At 67.3% G+C, this 24347-nt stretch carries 22 protein-coding genes; 7 read left to right on the top strand and 15 right to left on the bottom strand.

Annotation, left to right across the window (positions count from 1 at the left end; translation table 11 throughout):
* Window positions 1-32: 32 nt before the first annotated feature.
* Window positions 33-1508, top strand: coding sequence for an MORN repeat-containing protein (locus GLS40_RS07500; protein WP_456238984.1), 1476 nt, complete (start codon window positions 33-35; stop codon window positions 1506-1508).
* Window positions 1509-1785: 277 nt separating this feature from the next.
* Here the strand turns inward: GLS40_RS07500 and proS are convergent, their stop codons facing one another.
* Entirely contained in the window at window positions 1786-3123 is a 1338-nt protein-coding gene (gene proS, locus GLS40_RS07495) for a proline--tRNA ligase (protein ID WP_160382119.1), read from the bottom strand.
* Between the two features lie 274 nt (window positions 3124-3397).
* Between proS and GLS40_RS07490 the strand changes: the two genes are divergently transcribed.
* The 3 genes from GLS40_RS07490 (at window position 3398) to GLS40_RS07480 (ending at window position 7466) form a co-directional block, all read left to right on the top strand.
* Window positions 3398-4543 carry an AI-2E family transporter gene (locus tag GLS40_RS07490; protein ID WP_160382118.1) on the top strand — a complete coding sequence of 382 codons (1146 nt, stop codon included), beginning with the start codon at window positions 3398-3400 and terminating at the stop codon, window positions 4541-4543.
* 1 nt (window position 4544) lies between these two features.
* Window positions 4545-5219, top strand: a complete 675-nt coding sequence (locus tag GLS40_RS07485) for a DnaA/Hda family protein (protein ID WP_160382117.1) — start codon at window positions 4545-4547, stop codon at window positions 5217-5219.
* A 72-nt stretch (window positions 5220-5291) separates the two neighbouring features.
* On the top strand, window positions 5292-7466 hold the full coding sequence (locus GLS40_RS07480) for an RNA degradosome polyphosphate kinase (RefSeq protein WP_160382116.1): 2175 nt from the start codon (window positions 5292-5294) through the stop codon (window positions 7464-7466).
* 65 nt (window positions 7467-7531) lie between these two features.
* On the opposite strand, the gene GLS40_RS07475 is transcribed toward GLS40_RS07480, so the two are convergent.
* A complete protein-coding gene (locus tag GLS40_RS07475) occupies window positions 7532-7954 on the bottom strand; it encodes a VOC family protein (protein ID WP_160382115.1) in 423 nt (140 codons plus the stop codon).
* A 157-nt stretch (window positions 7955-8111) separates the two neighbouring features.
* On the opposite strand from GLS40_RS07475, the gene GLS40_RS07470 reads away from it, so the two are divergent.
* Window positions 8112-9656, top strand: coding sequence for a Ppx/GppA family phosphatase (locus GLS40_RS07470; protein ID WP_160382114.1), 1545 nt, complete (start codon window positions 8112-8114; stop codon window positions 9654-9656).
* Here the strand turns inward: GLS40_RS07470 and GLS40_RS07465 are convergent.
* The 5 genes from GLS40_RS07465 to GLS40_RS07445 form a co-directional block, all read right to left on the bottom strand.
* A complete protein-coding gene (locus tag GLS40_RS07465) occupies window positions 9653-10015 on the bottom strand; it encodes a hypothetical protein (protein ID WP_160382113.1) in 363 nt (120 codons plus the stop codon). The two genes, GLS40_RS07470 and GLS40_RS07465, sit on opposite strands and share 4 nt — an antisense overlap.
* 37 nt (window positions 10016-10052) lie before the next feature.
* Window positions 10053-11078: an endonuclease/exonuclease/phosphatase family protein gene (locus tag GLS40_RS07460; protein ID WP_160382112.1), complete on the bottom strand. Its 1026-nt coding sequence runs from the start codon at window positions 11076-11078 to the stop codon at window positions 10053-10055.
* Complete coding sequence (locus GLS40_RS07455; RefSeq protein WP_160382111.1) at window positions 11078-11773, bottom strand: molecular chaperone DjiA; 696 nt, start codon at window positions 11771-11773, stop codon at window positions 11078-11080. Before GLS40_RS07455 ends, GLS40_RS07460 begins: the two co-directional genes overlap by 1 nt.
* Before the next feature lie 654 nt (window positions 11774-12427).
* Window positions 12428-14560, bottom strand: a complete 2133-nt coding sequence (scpA, locus tag GLS40_RS07450) for a methylmalonyl-CoA mutase (RefSeq protein WP_160382110.1) — start codon at window positions 14558-14560, stop codon at window positions 12428-12430.
* Complete coding sequence (locus GLS40_RS07445) at window positions 14523-15497, bottom strand: hypothetical protein (RefSeq protein ID WP_160382109.1); 975 nt, start codon at window positions 15495-15497, stop codon at window positions 14523-14525. Before GLS40_RS07445 ends, scpA begins: the two co-directional genes overlap by 38 nt.
* Window positions 15498-15681: 184 nt before the next feature.
* Here GLS40_RS07445 and GLS40_RS07440 point away from each other — a divergent pair, with 184 nt between their 5' ends.
* The gene (locus GLS40_RS07440) at window positions 15682-16164 is read left to right on the top strand and encodes a DUF4174 domain-containing protein (protein WP_235905810.1); all 483 of its coding nucleotides are present in this window, start codon (window positions 15682-15684) and stop codon (window positions 16162-16164) included.
* Between the two features lie 115 nt (window positions 16165-16279).
* On the opposite strand, the gene GLS40_RS07435 is transcribed toward GLS40_RS07440, so the two are convergent.
* The 8 genes from GLS40_RS07435 to GLS40_RS07405 form a co-directional block, all read right to left on the bottom strand.
* Complete coding sequence (locus tag GLS40_RS07435; RefSeq protein ID WP_160382108.1) at window positions 16280-17071, bottom strand: hypothetical protein; 792 nt, start codon at window positions 17069-17071, stop codon at window positions 16280-16282.
* 3 nt (window positions 17072-17074) lie between these two features.
* Window positions 17075-19075, bottom strand: a complete 2001-nt coding sequence (locus GLS40_RS07430; protein ID WP_160382107.1) for an acetyl-CoA carboxylase biotin carboxylase subunit — start codon at window positions 19073-19075, stop codon at window positions 17075-17077.
* Window positions 19076-19228: 153 nt separating this feature from the next.
* Window positions 19229-19444 (bottom strand): hypothetical protein, encoded by a 216-nt coding sequence (locus tag GLS40_RS07425; RefSeq protein ID WP_160382106.1) that lies wholly within the window; start codon window positions 19442-19444, stop codon window positions 19229-19231.
* A 358-nt stretch (window positions 19445-19802) separates the two neighbouring features.
* Entirely contained in the window at window positions 19803-20159 is a 357-nt protein-coding gene (locus tag GLS40_RS07420; RefSeq protein ID WP_160382105.1) for a hypothetical protein, read from the bottom strand.
* Between the two features lie 84 nt (window positions 20160-20243).
* Entirely contained in the window at window positions 20244-20387 is a 144-nt protein-coding gene (locus GLS40_RS17830) for a hypothetical protein (protein ID WP_202075984.1), read from the bottom strand.
* 214 nt (window positions 20388-20601) lie between these two features.
* Entirely contained in the window at window positions 20602-20955 is a 354-nt protein-coding gene (locus GLS40_RS07415) for a DUF6497 family protein (protein WP_235905809.1), read from the bottom strand.
* A gap of 43 nt (window positions 20956-20998) precedes the next feature.
* Window positions 20999-21346: a hypothetical protein gene (locus GLS40_RS07410; RefSeq protein ID WP_160382103.1), complete on the bottom strand. Its 348-nt coding sequence runs from the start codon at window positions 21344-21346 to the stop codon at window positions 20999-21001.
* Window positions 21347-21356: 10 nt separating this feature from the next.
* Window positions 21357-22889: an acyl-CoA carboxylase subunit beta gene (locus GLS40_RS07405; RefSeq protein ID WP_160382102.1), complete on the bottom strand. Its 1533-nt coding sequence runs from the start codon at window positions 22887-22889 to the stop codon at window positions 21357-21359.
* Between the two features lie 186 nt (window positions 22890-23075).
* Between GLS40_RS07405 and GLS40_RS07400 the strand changes: the two genes are divergently transcribed.
* Complete coding sequence (locus GLS40_RS07400) at window positions 23076-24305, top strand: multidrug effflux MFS transporter (protein WP_160382101.1); 1230 nt, start codon at window positions 23076-23078, stop codon at window positions 24303-24305.
* Window positions 24306-24347: the final 42 nt, after the last annotated feature.

Genomic DNA, 24347 nt, shown 5'->3' with positions numbered 1-24347 from the left:
GGCCGTGACTCAGGTGCCCCGGGGGAGCAGCGATGAAGGACAGGCAATCGACGCTGAAGGCGGCCCTCCTGTGCGGCCTGGTGCTTGTGTTCGGGATGGACGTGGCGCTGGCGCAGTCCGGCGACGTGCAGACCAAGCAATACGAGGACGGCGGCGTATACGAGGGCACGTTCCTCAACGGATTGCAGCATGGCACCGGCAGCTACCGCCTGCCGAACGGCTATGAATATTCCGGCGAATGGGTCGAGGGCGAGATCAAGGGCAAGGGCGTCGCGCGCTTTCCCAACGGATCGGTCTACGAGGGCGAATTCGCCAAGGGCAAGCCGGACGGGTTCGGCAAGATCGTCTTTTCCGACGGCGGCACCTACGAAGGCGAGTGGTCCGAGGGCAAGATCATGGGCCGGGGCGTGGCCACCTATGCCAACGGCGTGCGCTACGAGGGCGGGTTCCGCAACGCGATGCACCACGGCCGCGGCCGGATGGAAAGCCCGGGCGGCTATGTCTACGAAGGCGACTGGGTGAACGGCGTCAAGGAAGGGCGCGGCACGATCACCTATCCCGACGGCGCGGTCTACGAGGGCGACATCGTGCGCGGCGCGCGCGAGGGCCAGGGCACGCTGACCATGCCCGACGGGCTGACCTATACCGGCACCTGGAAGGACGGCCAGATCAACGGCGAGGGCAAGCTGACCCAGCCCAATGGCGATGTCTACGAGGGCGAGCTGGTGTCCGGCCGCCGCGAGGGCCAGGGCAAGGTCACCTATGCCAATGGCGATATCTACGAGGGCGAATTCCACGACGACCAGCGCCACGGGCTGGGCACCTTTACGGGCGTGGACGGCTATACCTACACCGGCACCTGGGTCGCCGGGCGGATCGAGGGCGAGGGCAAGGTCACCTATCCCGACGGCTCGGTCTACGAGGGCCAGTTCCGCGCCGACCTGGCCGACGGCACCGGCAAGATCACCTATCCCGACGGCGCCACCTACGAGGGCGCCTGGAAGGCCGGCGTGATCGAGGGCGAAGGCGTCGCCACCTATCCCAACGGGCTGACCTACGAGGGCAGTTTCAAGGATGCCAAGAACGACGGCTTCGGCGTGATGACCTATCCCGACGGCTACCGCTACGAAGGCAACTGGGTGGCCGGCCAGCGCGAGGGCGAGGGCAAGGCCACCTATCCCGACGGCACGGTCTACGAGGGCACGTTCAGGAACGGCCAGCGCGACGGCACCGGCACGATCCGCATGCCCGACGGTTTCCTCTACGAGGGCGAGTGGAAGGCCGGAGAGATCTCGGGCCAGGGCGTGGCGACCTATTCCAACGGCGATGTCTACGAGGGTGATTTCCTCGACGGGCGGCGCCAGGGCAACGGCACCATGCGCTATGCCTCGGGCGAGCGGATCTCGGGCGAATGGGACAACGGCACGCCGGTGAGTGACGAGGACGATGCCGGTACCCGCCCGGCGCTGGAAGGCGCCAGCGAAACGCCCGTGGCGCCCGCCGACTGAGCCGGAAGGCCAGGCGCCGCCGGCCTGTGCCCGTGGCGGCGGATTGCCCCTGCCGGGGGTGTGTCCTGCCCGCAGGAGACGGGGACAGCCTGAGGGGACATCGCCACAAGGCGTAAAACCCGTGCAACTGAGTGCGGACCGACGCAGTGCAAACCGGAGCGCCTGCGGCGCACACGATGTTTTGCGAAGGCCCTGCGGGCCTTCGCGGTGCCTCCGGCGGGCATATTTTCGGCAAGAGGAAGGGGCCGGGTCGGTGCCCTGCCCCCCTCGCCTGCGGTCAGAGGCCCTGGTAGATTTCGGCGATGCGGGCGACGGCCTGTTCGGGCGGCATCTCCTCGCTTTCGCCGGTGCGGCGCGAGGTCAGTTCGACCACGCCGTTCTTGAGCCCGCGCGGGCCGACGGTGATGCGCCACGGCAGGCCGATCAGGTCCATCGTCGCGAATTTGGCCCCTGCCCGCTCTGTCGTGTCGTCATAGAGCGGGTCGAGGCCGAGGGCGGTGAAGCTGTCGTGCAGCGCATCGCAGGCGGCGTCGCAGTCCGCATCGCCCTGGCGCAGGTTCACGATGCCGACGTGGAAGGGCGTGACGCCCTCGGGCCAGATGATGCCCTTGTCGTCATGGTTGGCCTCGATGATCGCGCCCAGCAGGCGGCTGACGCCGATGCCGTGCGAGCCCATGTGCACCGGCACCTTGCCGCCATCCGCCGTCTGGACCGTGGCGCCCATCGGTTCGGAATACTTGGTGCCGAAGTAGAAGATCTGGCCGACCTCGATCCCGCGGGCGACGCGGCGGCGATGTTCGGGAACCTCGTCGAACAGCGCCGCGTCATGGGTCTCGTCGGTGCGGGCGTAGCGCGAGGTGAACTCCTCGAGCACGGCGCGGCACTGGTCGTGGCTGTCATAGTCGATGTCGCGGTCGCCGAATTTCAGGTCGGTGATCTCGCTGTCGTAAAAGACTTCGCTCTCGCCGGTTTCGGCCAGCACCAGGAATTCATGGGTGTCGTCGCCCCCGATGGGCCCGCTGTCGGCGCGCATCGGGATCGCCTGCAGGCCCATGCGCTCGTAGCTGCGCAGGTAGCTGACGAGGTGGCGGTTATAGGCGTGCAGCGCGTCCTCTTTCGTGAGGTCGAAGGTATAGCCGTCCTTCATCAGGAACTCGCGCCCGCGCATCACGCCGAAGCGGGGGCGAACCTCGTCACGGAACTTCCACTGGATGTGATAGAGCGTCAGCGGCAGGTCCTTGTAGGAGCGCACGTAGGAGCGGAAGATGTCGGTGATCATCTCCTCGTTGGTCGGGCCGTAGAGCATCGGCCGGTCGTGCCGGTCCCGCAGACGCAGGAGTTCCGGGCCATAGGCGTTGATGCGGCCGGATTCCTCCCACAGCTCGGTGGATTGCAGCGTGGGCATCAGCAGCGGGATATGCCCGGCGCGCTGCTGTTCCTCGTGCACGATCTGCTCGACCCGTTTCAGGACCTTGTAGCCCATCGGCAGCCACGAATAGATCCCGGCGCTGGCCTGCTTGATCATCCCGGTGCGCAGCATCAGCCGGTGGCTGACGATCTGGGCCTCGGCGGGGGTCTCCTTGAGCACCGGCAGGAAGTAGCGGGATAGACGCATCGCGGGCCCTTTCTGGCATCACTCCATCGTGCAGCCGGGTTTAGAAGAGCGGATGCGCCGGTACAACATGGAAATCGCCTGTCCCGGCCCCCGCGCGGCGGGCGCGGACACGGGCCGCCGTGCGGGCAGGCGGCCCCCCCGGCTGGCAGGGGCATCCGCCGGGGACCGGCTCGACGGGCCGGCGCCGCGCTGAAAGTCGCCCAGCCCCCCGGCCTTGCCTCTTGAATCGGCGGACGAAGCCCACCATCAAGGAGGGGGACAGAAGGATGCGCGCATGGCCCTGCCGGTACGGGAGCAACTGAAATACTGGGGGATCGCCACGGTGATCTTCTTTGTCGCCCTGTGGTGGATGGGCGACGTGATCCTGCCCTTCGTCCTGGGCGGTGCGGTGGCCTATTTCCTCGACCCCGTGGCCGACCGGATCGAACGCGCAGGGGCCAGCCGGGCGACGGCGACGGCGATCATCACCCTGTCGGCGGTGCTGATCTTTGCCGTGCTGGCGCTGCTGGTGGTGCCGACCCTGATCAACCAGGCGGTGGCGCTGTTCGACACCGCGCCCAAGCTGTTCCAGGACCTGCAGGCATTCCTGACCGAGCGCTTCCCCGAACTGCTGGACGAGGGATCGACGGTGCGCCAGTCGCTGACCGCCCTGGGCGAGACCATCCAGTCCAAGGGCGGCGAGTTGCTGAACACGGCGCTGTCCTCGGCGGCGACGCTGATCAACATCGTGATGCTGTTTGTCATCGTGCCGGTCGTCGCCTTCTACCTGCTCTACGACTGGGACAACATGGTCGCCCGGATCGACGACCTGCTGCCGCGCGACCATGCGCCGACCATCCGCTACCTCGCCGGGGAAATCGACCGGACGCTGGCCAGCTTCATCCGGGGCATGGGCACGGTCTGCCTGTTGCTGGGCGCCTATTACGCCGTTGCGCTGATGATCGTGGGGCTGCAATTCGGGCTGGTGGTGGGCGCCATCGCGGGGCTGGTGACATTTATCCCCTATGTGGGCGCGGTGTTCGGCGGGGCGCTGGCGATCGGGCTGGCGCTGTTCCAGTTCTGGGGGGACTGGGTGTCGATCGGGCTGGTCGCCGGCATCTTCGTGCTGGGCCAGGTGATCGAGGGCAACGTGCTGACGCCCAAGCTGGTCGGGTCCTCGGTCGGGCTGCACCCGGTCTGGCTGATCTTTGCCCTGTCGGTCTTTGGCTCGCTCTTCGGCTTTGTCGGGATGCTGGTCGCGGTGCCGGTGGCCGCGGCGATCGGGGTTCTGGCCCGCTTCGTGCTGCAGAAATACAAAAGCAGCCTGCTCTACCGCGGCGTCTCGGGCGAGGACAGCGCCGCGCCGATCCCCGCCTCGGACATGCCGGTCGATCCCGCCGCCCGTCAGGCGGGCGAAGCGACGGAGCGGGACGCCTCCTGACATGGCCCGCCAGCTGAGCTTCGACCTCCCCGTGCGCAAGGCCCTGGAGCGCGAGGATTTCTTCGTCGCCCCGGCCAATGCGCTGGCGCTGGCGATGATCGACGCCTGGCCCGGCTGGCCCGGCTCCAAGCTGCTGCTGATCGGGCCGCCCGCCTCGGGCAAGACGCATCTGGCCCATGTCTGGGCCGAACGCGCCGGGGCGCGGGTGATCGCTGCCAGCGCGCTGCGGCACGAGGATATCCCCGCGCTGGTCACCGCCCCGGTCGCGGTCGAGGACGTGCCCGACATCGGCGGCGACGCGGCGGCGGAACAGGCGCTGTTCCACCTGCACAACCTGGTGCTGGCCGAGGGGCATTCCCTGCTGATGACCGCCGACCGCCCCCCGGCCCGCTGGCCGCTGACCCTGCCCGACCTGCTCAGCCGCGCCGCCGGTGCCCAGGCCGCCACGCTGGAGCCGCCGGACGACGCCCTGCTGGTTGCTGTGCTGGCGAAACTCTTCGCCGACCGCCAGATCGTGCCGGGGCCGGATGTGATCCCCTATCTGGTGCGCCGGATCGACCGGTCCTTTGCCTCGGCCCGGGCCGCCGTCGACGCGCTGGATGCCCAGTCCCTGGCTGAGGGGCGCGCGGTCACACGTCCGCTGGCCGCGCGGGTTCTGGATTCGCTGGAACCTTGATCGCGCGGTGCCTATGTTGAGCCCATGAAGGATCGTCACGAAACCGATACGCGCCGGGGGCAGAAGGACCGCATGAGAGATGCGGATTTCCTGCACGCGCCCCTGCCTGCGCCGGTGGCCATGCCCGAGTTGGACCTGACGGGGCCGGCGCGGTTCTTCAACCGTGAACTGTCGTGGCTCGGCTTCAACTGGCGGGTGCTGGAAGAGGCCGAGAACCTGCGCGTGCCTCTGCTGGAACGCCTGCGATTCCTGTCGATCAGCGCCACCAACCTCGACGAATTCTATACCGTCCGCGTGGCCGGCCTGCGCGAGCTGGCCAAGGCGGGCAACACCACCCCCGCTGTCGACGGGCTGACACCGGCGCAGCAGCTGGTGCTGATCAACGAGGACGCCCGCCGCCTGATGGAACGTCAGCAGACCGTGTTCCGCGGACTGCGCGAGGAAATGCAGGCCGCCGGCATCTCGATCCTGGGCCGGGCCGATCTGGGCGAGGCCGAGCTGGATCACCTGAGCGACGTGTTCCTGCACAAGGTCTTTCCCGTGCTTTCGCCGCTGGCCATCGACCCGGCGCATCCCTTTCCCTTCATCCCCAACCTCGGCTTCTCTCTGGCCCTGATGCTGGAGCGCAAGCGCGACCGGCGCACGCTGCAGGCGCTGCTGCCGATCCCGCATCAGATCGCCCGCTTCGTGCCGGTGCCCTCTTCGGACGGCACCCAGCGGGTCCTGCCGCTGGAAGAACTGCTGCTGGTGCATGTCGACCGGCTGTTCCCCGGCTACCGCGCGCTTGGCAGCTGCACCTTCCGCGTGCTGCGCGACAGCGACCTGGAGGTCGAGGAAGAGGCCGAGGACCTGGTGCGCGAGTTCGAGACCGCCCTCAAGCGCCGCCGCCGGGGCGAGGTGGTGCGGATGAAGATCTCCGCCGGCGCGCCCGAGGCGCTGAAATCCGTCATCATGCGCGAGCTGCATGTGGGCGAGGACGAGGTGATCGAGGTCGACGGCATGATCGGCGTGGCCGATCTGAAGGAGCTGGTGCTGGACAGCCGCACCGACCTGCTGTGGCCCGCCTTCACCCCGCGCGTGCCCGAGCGGGTGCAGGATCACGACGGCGACATGTTCGCCGCGATCCGGCAGAAGGACATGCTGCTGCACCACCCTTACGAGACCTTTGACATGGTGGTCCGCTTCCTGCAGCAGGCCGCCAATGACCCGGACGTGGTGGCGATCAAGCAGACGCTCTACCGCACGTCCAAGAACTCTCCCATCGTCGAGGCGCTCTGCGAGGCGGCCGAGGACGGCAAATCGGTCACCGCGCTGGTCGAGCTGAAGGCCCGGTTCGACGAGGCCGCCAACATCCGCCAGTCGCGCCGGCTGGAACGGTCGGGCGCGCATGTGGTCTATGGCTTCGTCGACTGGAAGACCCATGCCAAGATCAGCACCGTGGTCCGCCGCGAGGGCGACAACCTGGTGACCTATACCCATTACGGCACCGGCAATTACCACCCGATCACCGCGCGCATCTACACCGACCTGTCGTTCTTTACCTGCGCGCCGGAACTGGGGCGCGACGCGACCAAGGTGTTCAACTACCTCTCGGGCTATGCCCTGCCCGAGGGGCTGGAGAACCTGACGATCTCGCCCCACTGGATGAAGGCCCGCCTGATCGAGATGATCGGGGCCGAGGCGGATCATGCCCGCGCGGGCCGCCCGGCGCGGATCTGGGCCAAGATGAATTCGCTGATCGAACCGCAGGTGATCGACGCGCTTTATGCCGCCAGCCAGGCCGGGGTGCGGATCGACCTGATCATCCGGGGCATCTGCGGGCTGAGGCCGGGGATCGCGGGGCTGTCGGAAAACATCCGGGTGAAATCCATCGTCGGGCGGTTCCTGGAACATTCGCGCATCGTCTGTTTCGGCAACGGCCACGGTCTGCCGCATGACAAGGCGCGGGTCTTCATCTCCTCCGCCGACTGGATGAGCCGGAACCTCAACCGCCGTGTGGAAACCATGATCGAGACGGTGAACCCCACGGTGAAGGCGCAGATCGTGCGGCAGATCATTGCCGCGAACCTGGCCGACACGGCGCAGAGCTGGGTGATGCAGCCCGACGGCCGCTTCCTGCGCGCCGCGCCGCCCGCCGAGGGCACGCCGTTCAACTGCCATCGGTTCTTCATGGAAAACCCCTCGCTCTCGGGCCGGGGCTCCGCCGGGGCCAAGGACGTGCCCGAGCTGACCCACGACGCGGGCTGAGGCCCGCCCTGCCCGCCACGATCCGCGCGGTGGCCCGGGCCTGACCCGGGCCCTCGCCGGCGATGTCAGCCCGGCATGGGCGAGGCGGTCATCACCATCCAGCGCGTCCCGAAACGGTCGGTCAGCGTACCGAAGAGCGGGGCAAAGAAAGTCGGTTCCAGCGGCATGCGCACCTCGCCCCCCTCCGCGAGGCGGTCGAAGACGCGGCGCGTCTCGGCATCGTCGGGCAGGTCCACCGCGATGTTGCAGCCGGCCATCGCGGGCGAGGGTTCGGTCCCAAGGTCGTCGCTGGCGTAGATCCAGCCGCTGCCCACCGGCAGGGCGGCATGCATCACGCCCGAAACACCCGGCAACTGGGCGCGGACCTCGTCCGGGGCCGCGTCCAGCGTCATCAGCACCAGCCTGTCGGCCGTGCCGAAGACCTCGGCGTAATGCGTCATCGCCGCGGCGCAGGTTCCGTTGAAAAAGAGATAGGGGACAGGTTGCATGGGTGACCTCCCGAACCATTCAGCATCCGCGCGCAGGCTGGCGAATTCGGTTGCAAATAGCAAGTTCCTTTGCGGCACCGGCCCCCGTGGCGCCGACCCGGTTGACCCCCGCCCGCCCGGCATCACATAAGGGGGCAAGTTCGCAGGGACGGGGACCATGGACGCCACCAACGAAAGCGCAACCCCCGAGTGGGGGCCCTTCGGACGCCCCCTGTTCAACGACCCCGAGGCCCGGGCGCTCAGCCGGGTGGGTGTCGTCGATGTCGGGTCCAACTCGGTGCGTCTGGTCGTCTTCGATGGCGCGGCCCGCTCACCCGCCTATTTCTACAACGAAAAGATCATGTGCGCCCTCGGCGCGGGCCTGTCCGACACCGGCCACCTGAACCCCGAGGGGCGCAAGCGCGCCCTGGCGGCGATCCACCGATTCCAGCTGCTGGCCCAGGGCATGGGGGCAACGCCCCTGACCGCCGTCGCCACCGCCGCCGTACGCGAGGCCAGCGACGGCGCCGCCTTCATCGAGGATGTCGAACGGGTCACCGGGCTGAAGGTCTGGGTGATCGACGGGAGGGAAGAGGCGCGGCTGTCGGCCCAGGGCGTTCTGCTGGGCTGGCCCGGCTCTTACGGGCTGGTCTGCGATATCGGCGGATCCTCGATGGAACTGGCCGAGATCGCGGGCGGCGAGGTCGGCCGCCGCATGACCTCGCCCCTGGGTCCGCTGAAGCTGGCCGACGTCAAGGGCGGCAAGAAGGGCCGGCGCGCCTATATCAAGGCCGAGGTCGGAAAGCTGAAATCCGAGATGGGCGACCAGCCCAACCGCCTGTTCCTGGTCGGCGGGTCATGGCGCGCGATTGCCCGGATCGACATGGAACGGCGCGGCTATCCCCTGCATGTGCTGCATGAATACCGGATGAGCGCCAAGGCCATCCGCGCCACCGCCGAGTTCATCGCCGCCTCTGACCTCGAAGAGCTGCGCGCGCGCTGCAGCATCTCCAAGGAGCGGATGTCGCTGGTGCCCCTCGCCTCGGAGGTGTTGAGCGAGGTGGTGCGCACCTTTCATCCGCGCGATATCGCCGTCTCCTCCTACGGGATCCGCGAGGGGATGCTCTATCAGCAGATGCCCCAGGCCCTGCGCGACCGGGACCCGCTGATCGAGGCCTGCCGCTTTGCCGAGGCGAAGGACGCCCGCCTGCCCGGGTTCGGCAAGACGCTGTACGATTTCATCATGCCGCTGTTCAAATCCAGCCGGCCGGAAATCAAGCGCCTGGTGAAGGCCGCCTGCCTGCTGCATGACGTGACCTGGCGCGCGCATCCCGATTACCGGGCCGAGGTCTGTTTCGACAATGCCACCCGCGCCAATCTGGGCGGTCTGAAACATTCCGAACGCGTGTTCCTGGGCCTGGCCCTGCTGCACCGCTATCGCAACAAGCGCGAAGGCACGCATTTCGAAGAGATGTACGACCTGATCCCGCCCGAAGAGCAGCTTCAGGCCGAAATCCTGGGCAAGGCCATGCGCTTCGGCGCGATGCTCTGGCTGGAACGCGACGCACCCCTGGGCGAAATGCGCTGGTTTCCCAAGAAGAAGAAGCTGGAGCTGCGCCTGACCGAGGCCGCCTGGCCCCTCTTCGGCGAAGTCGCGGCCGCCCGGTTCCAGTCGCTCGCCAGCTCGCTTCAGGCCGAAACCGACATCGTCCTGCGCGGCTAGATCTCGATCTCGCCGCCCGGCGCGACCTCCTCGTAGGGATCGGTCAGTTCGGGCGGCTGTTTCTTGCGCAGGATGATATCGCCGTTCGGCAGGATCTCGGGCGGGTGATAGGCGCTGAAATCCTTGATCTCGCGCATCAGCTGGGCAAAGGCCGGTCCCATCTCGCGGGCGAAATCGCGCAGCTGCGGCTCCACCTCCTCGGCCAGGCCGCGCAGATCCTCCAGCGCGGGCCGCATCTCGGACATCAGCCCCTCGAAGAAGAGCTGCGCGCCACGTTCCATCATCGTGCGTCCGCCGGGTTCCTCGGCATGGACAGGGGCCGCAAGGGCCAGCGGCAGGGCTAGGGCAAGGCGTTTCATGGGCGTCAGGATAGCCCGAAACGCCCCCGCGCCCAAATCACAGTTCGATGTCGAGCGTGACGGGGAAGTGATCGCTGGCGGCAATCAGCGCATCGCGCAGCTCGGGCAGCGCCCAGCAGTCCGGATCGTCGAACGGGTGCCAGATGCGCCAGCGCGGCCCCCGCGACAGCAGGTCGGGCGACAGCATGATGTAATCCAGCAGCGCCTGCAGGTAGCGCCTGTCCGGCTGGATCCAGAACCGCGCCGTGGTGGGCGAGGCGCTCAGCTTGCTGCGCAGGGCGCGGGCGGCATGGGGGTCGTACATTTGCGGCTCGCCCTCGCCGCCCATGATGATCTCGACCGAGGAGCGGCCAAAGAGGTCCTCGTAGACATCCAGCCCCGGCCCGTCGTTCAGGTCGCCCATCACGATCAGCGGATCGCCGGCCTCCAGATGCGCCGCGATGCGCTCCCGCAGCCAGACCGCCTGGGCCAGCTGCTTGCGCCGGTTGGCGATCGACAGCCGCATCACCGCGTCCCGCCCATGCGCCCCGTGCGGGGCCTTGGATTTCAGATGCGCGCCGATGATGCGGAACCGCTGGCCCGCGGCGCTTTGCGCCTCCAACTCCAGCGGCGGCTTGGAAAACCGCACCAAATCCTCGGTCGCATCCACGTCCAGGTCGATCCGGAACACCCCGTCGAACCGGGGCGCCTGGCCCGAACCCTTCTTGCCGGTCGGTGCGCCCACCGGGTCGTGCCGCGGGCTCAGCGCATCCGGGTCGTAGAGCAGCGCGATCTCCTGCTGCGTCTCGTTGGCAAAGCCGATGATCGCCTTGCGCGCGCGGATGTCAAAGCTCGCGGCAAAGCGTTCCAGCGCCACCACGGTCGACCTGTGGGTCCCGGTGTCCGGCGCCTCGATCACCATCACCGCATCGGCGTCCAGGGCAGTCAGCACCGTGGCAATCGCCTCGCCCTGCCGCGCCCGGCTGATGCCGTGACGGGCCGAGGGGGCGTCATCCATCAGCAGCATGTCCTGCGCGTCGAACAGCGCGTTGAACCACTCGATATTCCAGGTCGCCAGGCGCATCAGGCGCCCACGCTTTCCCCGCGCTCGGCCTGAATCTCCTCCCAGGCGCGGTTGATCGCGATCAGGCGCTTCTCGGCCAGCTTCACCGCCTCCTCGGGCACGCCCTGCGACACCAGCCGGTCGGGATGACTCTCGCGCACGGCGCTGCGCCAGGCCCGGCGCACATCGCCCAGCTCGGCCCCGGGCGAGATGCCCAGCACCTCATAGGGATCGCGTTCGGCATCCGGGACAAAGCGCGCCCGCAGGTGGCGAAAGCGCACATCGTCCAGCCCGAAGATCCCGGCCACCGTCGCCAGAAAGGCATCCTCCGCCGGGTGATAGCCGCCGTCCGCCATGGCGATATGGAACAGCCCCTCCATCAGATTGCAGAGCATCCCCTCGTCATCGCGGAACATGCGCCCGATGGCCCGGGCATAATCCTCGTAGCCCGCCACATCCTGCCGGGCCAGGTTGAAGACGCGGGCCGCCTCCTTCTCGTCCTCGGGCGCAATCTGGAACACCTCGCGAAAGGCGCGCACCTCCAGCCGGGTGACCTGCCCGTCGGCCTTGGCCATCTTGGCGCCCAGGGCGATCACGGCGATGGCGAACCCCACGGATTTCTCGCGCGGGCCGCGCAAACGGTCAAAGACGGCCGACAGCCCCTCGCCCTTGGCCAGGGCGGCAATGGCTTCGGCGATGCGGGTCCAGATCGACATGGCTCCAGCCTAAACGCTGCGGCGCGGAATCAAAGCAACTTCTGCGTCAGGACGGGGTCCATCCCCCGCCCCGGCGCGCGCCCCGCCCGGGGCAGACGCCCGGCCCCGACCTAGCCGATGGCGCCATGAAACGCCATGGCCGCCCGGCATGTCGCCGCCGATCCCGGCCTTCATGGCCCCGCACCCCCTCGACCGCCCGCGGCAGGAGAGGCCCTGGCCCCGGCCCACGCCTGTCCAGGCCGGGGATGACACCGCATTTCCTCGCATCCGCATGGCAGCGGGTGGTCGAGGCCCGCTCAAAGCGCGCAAATCTCACCACCGCACCGCCAGGCACGGCCACACCAACCGCGTATCCCGACGCGCCGCGACACAGGCCATCCTCTTCGTCCCTGACGCAAAAGTGACCGCCGCATCGCCCGGAAAACCACCCGGATCACCACGTCACCCCCCGGCCCGAACCACCAGACAAAAGCCCTAGCCCGCCCGCTTCCTCTGGCCGGAAATATCCTCGGGGGGTGAATTGCGCCAAGGGCGCAAGAGGGGGGCAGACAGCCCCCCTCCCCCGCCCGCAGCCAGCACAGCGGCTGCGGGCAACTCTCGTCAGGACCCCGAAAGGACCGCCGCGCCCCGGCCCCGCGCCGGGGCCTGCCGCCCTCAGGCCGCGCGCGCCTCGCGGATCAGTTTCAGGATGTCCTGCGCCGCCGTCGGGATGTTGGTGCCGGGGCCAAAGATCGCCTTGACCCCCGCGTTCTTCAGGAAATCGTAATCCTGCTGCGGGATCACCCCGCCGCAGATCACGATGATATCGCCCGCATCCTTGGCCTTCAGCGCCTCGATCAGCTGCGGCGCCAGGGTCTTGTGCCCCGCCGCCTGGGACGAGATCCCCACCACATGCACATCGTTGTCCACCGCGTCCTGCGCCGCCTCGTCCGGGGTCTGGAACAGCGGGCCCACGTCCACGTCAAAGCCGATATCGGCAAAGGCCGTCGCGATCACCTTGGCGCCGCGGTCATGGCCGTCCTGGCCCATCTTGACCACCAGCATGCGCGGCCGCCGGCCCTCCAGCTCGGCAAAATCCTCGACCGATTTCTGGATCGCGGCAAAGCCCTCGTCGCCCTCGTAGGCCGCGCCGTAGACCCCCGCCAGAGTCTTCACCTCGGCCCGATGGCGGCCGAACACCTTCTCCATCGCCATGCTGATCTCTCCCACGCTGGCCCTTGCACGCGCGGCCTCGACCGCGCCTTCCAACAGGTTGCCACCCTCCGCCGCGCGCCGGCTCAGCTCCTCCAGCGCGGCGGTGCAGGCGGCCTCGTCCCGGCTGGCGCGGATCGTCTCCAGCCGCGCCACCTGGCTCTCGCGCACCTTCACGTTGTCGACATCCAGGATGTCGATCGGGTCTTCCTTGTCCTTGCGGTACTTGTTCACGCCCACGATGACCTCGGTCCCGCGGTCGATCATCGCCTGCCGGGTGGCCGCCGATTCCTCGATCCTGAGCTTGGGCATGCCGCTGGCCACGGCCTTGGTCATGCCGCCCATGCCGTCGACCTCCTCGATCAGCTTCCAGGCCTCCTCGGCCAGCTGGTGGGTCAGGGTCTCGACGTAATAGCTGCCCGCCAGCGGGTCGACCACGCGGGTCACCTGGGTTTCCTCCTGCAGGATCAGCTGGGTGTTGCGCGCGATCCGGGCCGAGAAATCCGTGGGCAGGGCAATCGCCTCGTCCAGGGCGTTGGTGTGCAGCGACTGCGTGCCGCCCAGCACCGCCGACATCGCCTCATAGGCGGTGCGGATGACGTTGTTGTAGGGGTCCTGCTCCTGCAGCGACACGCCCGAGGTCTGGCAATGCGTGCGCAGCATCTTCGAGCGTTCCTGCTTGGCGCCGACCTCGTCCATGATGCGGTACCACAGCAGGCGGGCGGCGCGCAGCTTGGCGGCCTCCATGAAGAAGTTCATGCCGATGGCAAAGAAGAACGACAGCCGCCCGGCGAACTTGTCGACATCCATGCCGGCATCCATCGCCGCCTTCACGTATTCCTTGCCGTCGGCGAGGGTATAGGCCAGCTCCTGCACCAGGTTCGCCCCGGCCTCCTGCATGTGGTAGCCGGAAATCGAGATCGAGTTGAACTTGGGCATCTCGTTGCTGGTGTATTCGATGATGTCCGAGATGATCCGCATCGAGGGTTCGGGCGGATAGATATAGGTGTTGCGGACCATGAACTCCTTGAGGATGTCGTTCTGGATGGTCCCCGACAGCTGCGCCCTGTCGACGCCCTGCTCCTCACCCGCGACGATGAAGCTGGCCAGGATCGGGATCACCGCGCCGTTCATCGTCATCGAGACCGAGACCTTCTCCAGCGGGATGCCGTCGAAGAGGATCTTCATGTCCTCGACCGAATCGATGGCCACGCCGGCCTTGCCCACATCGCCCACCACGCGCGGGTGATCGCTGTCATAGCCCCGGTGCGTCGCCAGGTCGAAGGCGACCGAAACACCCTGCTGCCCGGCGGCCAGGTTGCGGCGGTAGAAGGCGTTGGATTCCTCGGCCGTCGAGAACCCGGCGTATTGCCGGATGGTCCAGGGCCGCCCGGCGTACATCGTGGCCTTCACCCCGCGGGTAAAGGGCGCCATCCCGGGCAGTGAGCCCATATGCGGCAGGCCCGCCGTGTCTTCCTCGGTATAGAGCGGCTTGACCTCGATCCCCTCCAGCGTCTGCCAGTTGAGCGTCTCGGCCGCGCGGCCCTTCAGCTCTTTCTCAGCGATTGCCGACCATTCGTCCTTTTTCGATGCCATCTTGTCCTCTCCGTAGTTCGCCGGGGGGCAGCTGTGCCGCTGCCGCGCCGGTCCCTGTCCATGCGTCGGACCACTGTCCGTCCGCGTCATCCTCTGCCAGGACGGCCATCCCGTCCGCGCCCGCGCGCAGCCAGAACAGATCGTCCATGTAACTTTCCCGCATCCGCGCCTGCTGGCCCGCATCGAAGGGCATCCACCGCCCCTCGCCCGCCGGCAGGGCCTGCGGGTCGCGGCCCCTGTCGCGCAGGATCCCGCGCAAGCGGGCCAGGTCGGGTGCCCGGTTCAGCCAGTTGCGCGCGTGGGTCATGGGCGCCAGCAGGCTGCCCCCGGTCATGTGCCACAGCCGCTGTTCGGGCTGCGCGCCATGTGCCTCGTGCGTCATCACCAGGATCGGCACGCCCGGCGCGGCACAGGCGATATCCGAGATCACGTCGCGCCAGCTGCGGTCGGCCGCAACCAGCCTGGCCAGCTGCTCGGGCCCCGGCACCCCGTGGCCCCGCGCCAGCGCAAAGGCCATGCAGGAGGCCCAGTAGTAATCCGGCGAGCGGATCGACAGCGCGATCCGCCCCGTGCGCCCGCCAAAGGCCGCCAGGTAGCGCCCGATGCGCATACCCGCATGGGGGTAGAGCGTCCCGGCCCGCAGGTTGGCGCGCGGGGCGCCCAGCATGTTCTCTTCGGTCACGATCAGCTGCCGCATGCCCTGCTGGGCCGCGCGGTCCAGGTGCAGCCCGATCCGCCCCGCCGCCCGGGCGAACTGCCGCTCCGGCGGCAGCAGGCCCGGCAGCGGCACGATGCCCGACAGCAGCCCGTTGCGCGTGCGTTTCGGCCCCCACCAGGCGATCCCGTTCCGGGCCAGATGGTCGGTATTGTCCTGCAGATAGGTCTGGAAGGTGGTCGTGGCGGTGCGATGCGCCCCGATATGCAAAGTGATGTCCAAGGGTCCGCGCCTCCGTCGGGGAAAGATACCCCGCCGGTCGTGGCGCCGGAGAGGCCTTGATGCGCCGCATCATCGCGCCCCCTCCGTCACCACGGGATTAACCCTCGGTTTTTCTGCACATTTGCCGGGCATTTGAGTAGTATTCGGCTGAGCCGCGCCTATATCCAAGCGGACAGGAGAGACGATGCCCGCATTCAGATCCTTGGCCCGCATGTTGCCCGTCGTCTTTGCCGGCGTGCTGTCGCTGAGCGCAGCCGCCATTGCCGATGCCGCCACCGAACCCAGCTTTGACGAGATATTTTCGGAATCCGGCGAGCAGACGCTGGAGCAGTTCATCTGGGAAAAGCGCCCGCTGGTGATCTTTGCCGACAGCGCCTCGGACCCGCGGTTCATCCGCCAGATGGAATCGCTGCACGCCCGCCCGGGCGAGCTGGCCGAACGCGACGTGGTGGTCATCACCGACACCGATCCCGCCGGCGAAAGCCCGTTGCGGCAAAAGCTGCGTCCGCGCGGCTTCATGCTGGTGCTGGTGGGCAAGGACGGGCAGATCAAGCTGCGCAAGCCGCAACCCTGGGACGTGCGCGAGATCTCGCATTCCATCGACAAGACGCCGCTCAGGCAGGACGAAATCCGCGAACGCCGCGCCCTGCGCAATGCCGGGCAATAGCGGTTCGCGTTGCGGATCCGGGGCGGATACCCTATATTGAGGATACGCGGGGCATCCTGCCCCATGCGAAGCCAAGGAAAGGAGACGGTCATGGAACGCGATCCCAACATTCCGTTCACTCCGATCCCGGTGACTGGCCGGACCGGGCCGCAGCCCGGCTACTGACCGACCGGATCAGCGCATCCGCCGCCGGTGCGCCGCCTTCCGCAAAGGCGCGGATCAGGCTGGTCGCATAGGTGCCGAAGGCGAGCGCCTGTTTCTTCATCTCGACATAGTCGCTGTACATCGCGATCCGGCGATCCTGCGACAGCGTCTTGAACGCATCCCCCCGCATGTCCTCGGCCAGGGCCGAGATCGCCTTGACCTGGCTGTAATAGGCCACGATGGCGTCGATGGTCTGCCGGGGCAGAACGTCGATGCGGTCGATGATCGCGTCGTAGACGTGATCGTTGTGCTCCTTCGGGATGAAGGGCACGAAATCCGGATCGCCCTGCATCCGCCCGATCAGCCGCTCCGCGTAGCCGTCGATCGCCTCGGCCGACCAGAGCGTGTTCAGGTTGTTGCCGATCTCGGCATAGATCGCCTTGTGGTAATCCCGCAGCCGTTCCGCCCGCTGGCGCGAGCGGCCAATCTCGGTGAACATGGCCGTGGTCAGCCAGCCCATAGCGATGACCAGCCCGGCGATCAGCGCCTGCCACAGGCGGTCCTCCAGGTCGATGGTGCGCGCGATCAGCACCAGCGGCAGGCCCAGGATGATGCAGATCGGCAAGGCGATGCGGAACAGGAACTGCACCAGGATCCGGCGCGAGGTGCCCGCATCCGGCCCGGCAAAAAGCGCAACCCCAAGCGCGGCGAGGGCCAGAAGGCCCGCACCCGCCCAGAGGCTATAGGGCTGCGCTTCGGTCATGGCCTATTCGAACTCCATGATCACTTCGTCCACCGCAAGGCTCTGCCCCGGTTCGGCGTTGATCTGGCTGACGATGGCCTTTTTCTCGGCGCGCAGGATGTTTTCCATCTTCATCGCCTCGATGGTGCAGAGCGGCTGGCCCTCCTGGACCTCCTGCCCGACCTCGACGTCGATCTTCACCACCAGGCCCGGCATCGGGCAGAGCAGCAGCTTCGACGTGTCGGGCGGCAGCTTTTCGGGCATCAGCTCGGCCAGGGCGGCCTGGCGCGGGTTGCGCACATGGACCTTCAGATCGGCCCCGCGCGACCGGATGCGGAACCCGCCCGAGATCTTGCCGACCTTCAGCACCAGCGGGGCGCCGCCGACGGTCATCTCGGCCAGGGTCTTGCCCGGGGTCCAGTCGCCTTCGACCCGCAGGGTGGTGCCGTCCTCGAACTGCACCGTGGCGCCCTTGGGATCGCTCTTCACATCGGTCGAGAAGCTTTCGCCCTGCAGGCTCACGACCCATTTGTCGCCGACCTTGCGCTCGTGATTGTCCATCCGGCCCGAAATGCGGGTGCGGCGGATTTCGCTGACCTTGTTCATCGCGGCACAGGCGGCGGCGATGCGGCGCAGGTCGGCGCCGGGCAGCGCGACCCCTTCGAATCCCTCGGGCCATTCCTCGGCGATGAAGGCGGTGGTCATCTCGCCGCTGACGAATTTCGGATGATCCATCACCGCGGCCAGGAACGGCAGGTTGTGCCCGATCCCCTCGACCTCGAAGGTGTCGAGCGCCACGCGCATCGCTTCGATCGCCTCGCCCCGGGTCGGCGCCCAGGTGCAGAGCTTGGCGATCATCGGGTCGTAATACATGCTGATCTCGCCGCCCTCGTAGACGCCGGTGTCGTTGCGCACCACATGGGTGACCTCGGCCACCTCGGCGGGCGGGCGATAGCGCGTCAGCCGCCCGATGGAGGGCAGGAAGTTGCGGTACGGATCCTCGGCATAAAGCCGGTTCTCGATGGCCCAGCCGTTGATCCTGAGGTCGTCCTGGGTGATCGTCAGCGCCTCGCCATTGGCGACGCGGATCATCTGCTCCACCAGGTCGACCCCGGTGATCAGCTCGGTCACCGGATGTTCCACCTGCAGGCGGGTGTTCATTTCCAGGAAATAGAAGTTCTTGTTGCCGTCGACGATGAATTCCACCGTCCCGGCACTGGCATAGCCCACGGCCTTGGCCAGCGCGACGGCCTGCTCGCCCATGGCCTTGCGGGTGGCCTCGTCCAGGAAGGGGCTGGGCGCCTCCTCCACCACCTTCTGGTTCCGGCGCTGGATCGAGCATTCGCGCTCATGCAGGTAGATGCCGTTGCCATGAGTGTCGCAGAGCACCTGGATCTCGATATGGCGGGGCTGGGTGACGAACTTCTCGATGAAGATCCGGTCGTCGCCAAAGGAACTCGCGGCCTCGTTCTTGGAGGACTGGAAGCCCTCGCGCGCCTCGGTGTCGTTCCAGGCGATACGCATGCCCTTGCCGCCACCGCCGGCCGAGGCCTTGATCATCACCGGATATCCGATCTCGCCCGAGATCTTCACCGCTTCCTCGGCATCCTCGATCAGACCCATGTACCCGGGCACGGTGCTGACACCGGCCTCCTGCGCGATCTTCTTCGAGGTGATCTTGTCGCCCATGGCCTCGATCGCCTTGACCGGCGGGCCGATGAAGGCGACGCCCGCGGTTTCCAGCGCCTGGGCGAATTTCGGGTTCTCGGAGAGGAAACCATAGCCGGGATGCACTGCCTGGGCGCCGGTCTGCGTGACGGCGGCCATGACCTTGTCGATCACGATATAGGACTGGTTGGCCGGCGGCGGGCCGATATGCACCGCCTCGTCCGCCATCGCGACATGCAGGGCGTTGCGGTCGGCGTCGGAATAGATCGCCACCGTCGCGATCCCCATCTTGCGGGCGGTCTTGATCACCCGGCAGGCAATCTCGCCCCGGTTGGCGATCAGGATCTTGTTGAACATCTCCGGTCCCTTTCCCGTTGTCCGGGGGTCTCGGCCCCCGCTGTCCCATGTGTCATGCGCCGCGCTGCCGCGCCGGCCAAAGAAAAACCACCGCGGCGCAGGGCCACGGTGGTGGAATGTCGTCTGGAAAGCGGCCCGCGGGCCGCAGCTGCATCAGCCGCAGCGATGCGGGAATTGCCGGCAATAGGCGACATTGGCCGTAGCGCCGATGACGGCGCCGGCGGCCAGGCCACGGGTCCCCTCGCCCAGGACCGCGCCGCCGACCGCACCCGCGCCGGCGCCGACCAGCGCCTGGTTGCCGAAGGTGTCGCCGCAGGCCGAAAGCCCCGCGCAAATCCCGCCCAGCAAGAGCAATTTCCTGAACCCCATGTCGCCTGTCCTCTGACCGCTGCGCCGCCTTTGAAAGCAACGTGTAGCGGCAGGTTCGGTTCCCACAAGCAGACCGTTCGGGCAGTGCGATTTTTCGCCGAAAAATCATACCGTTGCGCGAGAAGTCGCCGCAGCATGGCACGGCGCGCGCGCAAAAAGACGGGCGGCCGATCGTTGGGGAGATCGGGCCGCCCTGAAGGGGAAGGGTAACGGTATAGACACGCTGCCACGGCGCACGAATGCGGCGATGTGGCAGCAAGGGTCATGCTCTCGCGCCGGGCGCGACTCGCCAAGCGAAACCGCGCGCGGGGCGGGAAATCGGCCAAAGATCGCCAAAGCTCCGGAAGGCGCGGCAAATTCATGCCGAATCCTCGTCCATCAGCCCCGGAAAGGCCGCGCGGACGGCCCGCGTGTCGATCATCAGCAGCGCGTCGTAGCTGGCGGGGTCAAAGGGATCCTCGGCCGGAATCACCTCGCGCCCGAACAACCAGCTCAGCCGGCCGGCGTCGAGGTTGCCGCGTTCGAAGGGCTCTTCGCCGAAATGCTCCCACAGGGCGCGCAGAAAGGCCTCGTCGGCCCGGCGGTCGGGCGGGCGCCGGTCGGCATAGCGTTCCCGGCGCTGCAGCGGCGTCACGCCGCGCGGATTGCCGCGGCGGATGGTGAACTGGAAATCGGTGCCCGGCAGGCGCGATGGAAATCCACGGTGTTTCAGCATGACGCCACCCCCTGCCGCCCGGGGCGCGCGCATGAAAGGGGGTCCGGCCTGACGGCCGGACCCCGTGTCAGTCCGTCAGGACACTTACTTGAACTTGCCGGTGTAGACGGGCTCGACCGAAATCGGTTCGGGCGCGACCACGACATATTCTTCCTCTTGCTTGGCACAGGCCGCAGTGGTTGCGGCAACGACGGCCAGGGCGAGGATGCTCGTAAGGGTTTTCGACATCTGCTTCTCCTGTCTCTCTGACAGCCCGAACGGAGCTCCGAGGAGCCCCCCTGTCCGACCTGCCTGGCACCGGCCGCTTTTGTGCGGCCTGCGCTCAGAGTACAGGAAATAGGGCCCCGGATATACGCGGCAAACCCGGCCCCGGGGCGCTGTGACTCGAAAGCCTCAACGCCGATGGCGCATGAATTTCGACCCGCAAGATATTGTGGCATTGTCACAATCCTTCCCAGATGCAGCTTCCGTCCCGGATCGCATAGACCTCGAAGAACTGCGTCACCTCCGGGTCCGACTCGCCGAAATCCAGCGCCGCCGAGGCCAGCGAGATCACCGCCTTGTCCACCGCGGGCTCGGCGGTTCGCGACCAGGGCACGACCTGCTCGGCGCAGAGCGCGGGAAAATCCGCCTCCACATCGGCAAAGTCGTGCCCGGCCAGATCGTCGGCGACGTAGCGGAATCGCGCCCAACGGGTTCCGTCGAACTGCTCTTCCACCAGCACCTCCTGCAATCGCAGCGACAATCCGGAGGGCACGGGCGGGGACTCCTCCTGCCCCCACGCCGTGGCCGCCATCCCCAAGAGGACCCCTCCCACTGCGGCTAAACCTGTCGTCACCTTAGGCATCTGCCCGTCTCCGTGCCTGCGCCACCCAGCGGGCGCGATGCGCCGGGCTCTCCAGCAGCGCGGCGATCCGCGCGCCCGTTCCGTCCGGCACCGGCCCCGCCACGCGCCCGCCTGCGATCACCCGCAGGCCCGTGCCCACCGCTTCGACCCGCACCACGGGGGAAAAGCCCCGCAGATCCCGCAGCGCGCGCCACAGGTCCTGGCGCACCTGATGGGCGAGCGCCGCCTTGCGCCCGTCGGGCAGCAGCGTCTCGGCGCTGACGTCAAGGCGGGGCGGCAGCCGGCGCGTCAGCACCAGCGCCCCCTCCTCGCGCAGGATATGCCATCCCCGGCGGGCCATCGGCTGTGCCTCAGAGCGGGATGTTGTCGTGTTTCTTCCAGGGATTCTCGAGCTTCTTGTTGCGAAGGCTCGCGAAGGCCCGGCTGACCCGGCGGCGGGTGGAGCGCGGCTGGATCACCTCGTCGATGAAGCCGCGTTCGGCCGCGACGAAGGGATTGGCAAAGCGGTCCTCGTAATCCCGGGTGTGCTGGGCGATCTTTTCGGCATTGCCCAGGTCGCCGCGATGGATGATCTCGGTCGCGCCCTTGGCGCCCATCACCGCGATCTCGGCGGTCGGCCAGGCATAGTTGAAATCGCCGCGCAGGTGTTTCGAGGCCATCACGTCATAGGCGCCGCCATAGGCCTTGCGGGTGATCACCGTCACCTTGGGCACCGTCGCCTCGCCATAGGCGAACAGCAGCTTGGCCCCGTGCTTGATGACCCCGCCGTATTCCTGCCCCGTCCCGGGCAGGAAGCCGGGCACATCCACGAAGGTCAGGATCGGGATTTCGAAGCAGTCGCAGAACCGCACGAACCGCGCCGCCTTGCGCGAGCTGTCGATGTCGAGGCAGCCGGCCAGCACCATCGGCTGGTTCGCCACCACGCCCACGGTCTGTCCCTCAAGCCGGATGAAGCCGGTGATGATGTTCTTGGCGTAGTTTTCCTGGATCTCGTAGAAATCGCCTTCGTCCGCGACCTTCAGGATCAGCTCCTTCATGTCGTAGGGGGTGTTGGCATTGTCGGGGATCAGGGTGTCGAGGCTGGTTTCGATCCGCCCCGGCTCGTCGAAGAAGGGCCGCACGGGCGGCTTCTCGCGGTTGTTGAGCGGCAGGAAATCGACCAGGCGGCGCACCTCGGCCAGGGCTTCGACATCGTTCTCGAAGGCGCCGTCGGCGACGCTGGATTTCCGCGTGTGTGTCGAGGCGCCGCCCAGCTCCTCGGCCGTGACCACCTCGTTGGTGACGGTCTTCACCACGTCGGGGCCGGTGACGAACATGTAGCTGCTGTCCTTCACCATGAAGATGAAATCGGTCATCGCCGGGCTATAGACCGCGCCGCCCGCGCAGGGGCCCATGATGACGCTGATCTGCGGGACAACGCCCGAAGCCATGACATTGCGCTGGAACACGTCGGCATAGCCGGCAAGCGAGGCGACGCCTTCCTGGATGCGCGCGCCGCCGGAATCGTTCAGCCCGATCACCGGGGCGCCGTTCTGCACCGCCATGTCCATGATCTTGCAGATCTTCTGCGCGTGGGTTTCCGAGAGCGAGCCGCCGAAGACAGTGAAATCCTGGCTGAAGACATAGACCATGCGGCCGTTGATCGTGCCCCAGCCGGTCACCACGCCGTCGCCATAGGGGCGCTGCTCCTGCATGCCGAAATCGGTGCAGCGGTGGCTGACGAACATGTCGAATTCCTCGAAACTGTCCGCGTCGAGCAGCAGCTCGATCCGCTCGCGGGCCGTCAGCTTGCCCTTGGCGTGCTGCGCCTCGATGCGCTTTTCGCCCCCGCCAAGCCGGGCCGTTCTGCGCCGGTCGTCCAGTTCCTGAAGAATGTCTTTCATCGCGTCATCCCCTTGTTGGCCAGGCCTTTCCGAATTGGCGCGACCATAGACATTCTGCGCGCGCAAACAAAGCGGAACATGGCAAATTTGCAAACAATTGGCAGATGCGATTTTGCAAACTGCAAAACTGCAAACTGCATGTAACCAGCATGGACTTTCACGCCTCCCCCGCATACGGCATCCGGAATGGAAAATCACCCCCCGGTCCGGTATCTCGACAGGCTGTCGCCGCCGCATCTTTCGACGCTGATCCTGATCACGGGTCTGGCGGCAATGTCGATGAACGTGTTCCTGCCCTCGCTGCCGAACATGGTTGTCTGGTTCGACGCGCCCTATCATCTGGTGCAGCTGTCGGTGGCCGGTTTCCTTGCGGCCAATGCCGTCTTGCAGGTTTTCATCGGCCCGGTGGCGGACAAATTCGGGCGCCGGCCGGTGATCCTGGCGGGGCTGGCGATCTTTTGCCTCGCGACCCTGGGCTGCCTCTTGGCGCGCGACATCGGAACCTTCCTGCTGTTCCGCATGATCCAGGCCTCGGTCGCGGTCTGCATGGCCTTGTCCCGGGCCGTGGTGCGCGACATGAACGCGCCGGACCGGGCGGCCTCGATGATGGGCTATGTGACGATGGGCATGGCGCTTGTCCCGATGCTGGCCCCGGCGGTTGGCGGCATGCTCGACAGCATCTTCGGCTGGCGCGGGTCGTTCTGGCTGATGCTGGCGTCGGGTCTGGCGATCCTTGCGCTGACCTGGGCCGATCTGGGCGAAACCGGCAGCAAGAGCGGCAACAGCCTGATGCAGCAGTTCGGGGAATACCCGGAACTTCTGACCTCGCCGCGCTTCTGGGGCTATTGCCTGGCGGCCGCGTTTTCCTCGGGCGCCTTCTTTGCCTATCTGGGCGGAGCGCCTTTCGTGGCCAGCAATGTCTTCGGGCTCAGCCCCGCGGCCTTCGGGCTGTGGACCGGGATTCCGGGGATCGGATATTTTGCCGGCAATTTTGTCACCGGGCTGGTGGCCACCCGCATCGGGGTCAACCGGATGATCATGTGCGGATCGGCAACTGTGGCCGCAGGCATGATCGCGGCGCTTGCCCTGTCCTATGCCGGGCTGGGCGGGCCGGCGGTGTTCTTCGGCTCGATGTTCCTGGTCGGCGTGGGCAATGGCATGACGATCCCCTCGGCCAATTCGGGGATGCTTTCGGTCCGGCCGCATCTGGCGGGCACGGCGGCGGGCCTGGGCGGGGCGATCATGATCGGCGGCGGGGCCGGCCTGTCGGTCCTGGCCGGGCTTGTGCTGCAGCCGGGGCGCGGGGAATATCCCCTGATCTGGCTGATGTTCGCCACCGCCATCGCGGGCGTCTGTTCGATCATGCTGGTTATCTGGCGGGAACGCCAGATCGGCATCAGCCTCGACGGGCGCTGACAGCGACACCACTTGTTAACCCGGATTTGCAAAGTTAGCATT

Origin of the sequence: Pseudooceanicola pacificus (genome assembly GCF_009789075.1) — a bacterium.
GTDB lineage: Bacteria > Pseudomonadota > Alphaproteobacteria > Rhodobacterales > Rhodobacteraceae > Pseudooceanicola > Pseudooceanicola pacificus.
Note: the sequence above shows the minus strand (reverse complement) of the source record. Positions and strands in the feature narration are given on the sequence as shown.

Excerpts from the sequence above, each read along its gene's own strand:
- GLS40_RS07415 (WP_235905809.1), bottom strand. The coding sequence starts at position 20,955 with ATGGCGGCCACGGCGTGGGGGCAGGAGGAGTCCCCGCCCGTGCCCTCC.
- GLS40_RS07490 (WP_160382118.1), top strand. The coding sequence starts at position 3,398 with ATGGCCCTGCCGGTACGGGAGCAACTGAAATACTGGGGGATCGCCACG.
- GLS40_RS07410 (WP_160382103.1), bottom strand. The coding sequence starts at position 21,346 with ATGGCCCGCCGGGGATGGCATATCCTGCGCGAGGAGGGGGCGCTGGTG.
- GLS40_RS07475 (WP_160382115.1), bottom strand. The coding sequence starts at position 7,954 with ATGCAACCTGTCCCCTATCTCTTTTTCAACGGAACCTGCGCCGCGGCG.
- GLS40_RS07455 (WP_160382111.1), bottom strand. The coding sequence starts at position 11,773 with ATGTCGATCTGGACCCGCATCGCCGAAGCCATTGCCGCCCTGGCCAAG.
- GLS40_RS07470 (WP_160382114.1), top strand. The coding sequence starts at position 8,112 with ATGGACGCCACCAACGAAAGCGCAACCCCCGAGTGGGGGCCCTTCGGA.
- GLS40_RS07465 (WP_160382113.1), bottom strand. The coding sequence starts at position 10,015 with ATGAAACGCCTTGCCCTAGCCCTGCCGCTGGCCCTTGCGGCCCCTGTC.
- GLS40_RS07405 (WP_160382102.1), bottom strand. The coding sequence starts at position 22,889 with ATGAAAGACATTCTTCAGGAACTGGACGACCGGCGCAGAACGGCCCGG.
- GLS40_RS07425 (WP_160382106.1), bottom strand. The coding sequence starts at position 19,444 with ATGGGGTTCAGGAAATTGCTCTTGCTGGGCGGGATTTGCGCGGGGCTT.
- GLS40_RS07435 (WP_160382108.1), bottom strand. The coding sequence starts at position 17,071 with ATGACCGAAGCGCAGCCCTATAGCCTCTGGGCGGGTGCGGGCCTTCTG.
- GLS40_RS07480 (WP_160382116.1), top strand. The coding sequence starts at position 5,292 with ATGAGAGATGCGGATTTCCTGCACGCGCCCCTGCCTGCGCCGGTGGCC.
- GLS40_RS17830 (WP_202075984.1), bottom strand. The coding sequence starts at position 20,387 with ATGTCGAAAACCCTTACGAGCATCCTCGCCCTGGCCGTCGTTGCCGCA.
- GLS40_RS07430 (WP_160382107.1), bottom strand. The coding sequence starts at position 19,075 with ATGTTCAACAAGATCCTGATCGCCAACCGGGGCGAGATTGCCTGCCGG.
- GLS40_RS07440 (WP_235905810.1), top strand. The coding sequence starts at position 15,682 with ATGCCCGCATTCAGATCCTTGGCCCGCATGTTGCCCGTCGTCTTTGCC.
- GLS40_RS07485 (WP_160382117.1), top strand. The coding sequence starts at position 4,545 with ATGGCCCGCCAGCTGAGCTTCGACCTCCCCGTGCGCAAGGCCCTGGAG.
- scpA (WP_160382110.1), bottom strand. The coding sequence starts at position 14,560 with ATGGCATCGAAAAAGGACGAATGGTCGGCAATCGCTGAGAAAGAGCTG.
- GLS40_RS07400 (WP_160382101.1), top strand. The coding sequence starts at position 23,076 with ATGGAAAATCACCCCCCGGTCCGGTATCTCGACAGGCTGTCGCCGCCG.
- proS (WP_160382119.1), bottom strand. The coding sequence starts at position 3,123 with ATGCGTCTATCCCGCTACTTCCTGCCGGTGCTCAAGGAGACCCCCGCC.
- GLS40_RS07500 (WP_456238984.1), top strand. The coding sequence starts at position 33 with ATGAAGGACAGGCAATCGACGCTGAAGGCGGCCCTCCTGTGCGGCCTG.
- GLS40_RS07460 (WP_160382112.1), bottom strand. The coding sequence starts at position 11,078 with ATGCGCCTGGCGACCTGGAATATCGAGTGGTTCAACGCGCTGTTCGAC.
- GLS40_RS07420 (WP_160382105.1), bottom strand. The coding sequence starts at position 20,159 with ATGCTGAAACACCGTGGATTTCCATCGCGCCTGCCGGGCACCGATTTC.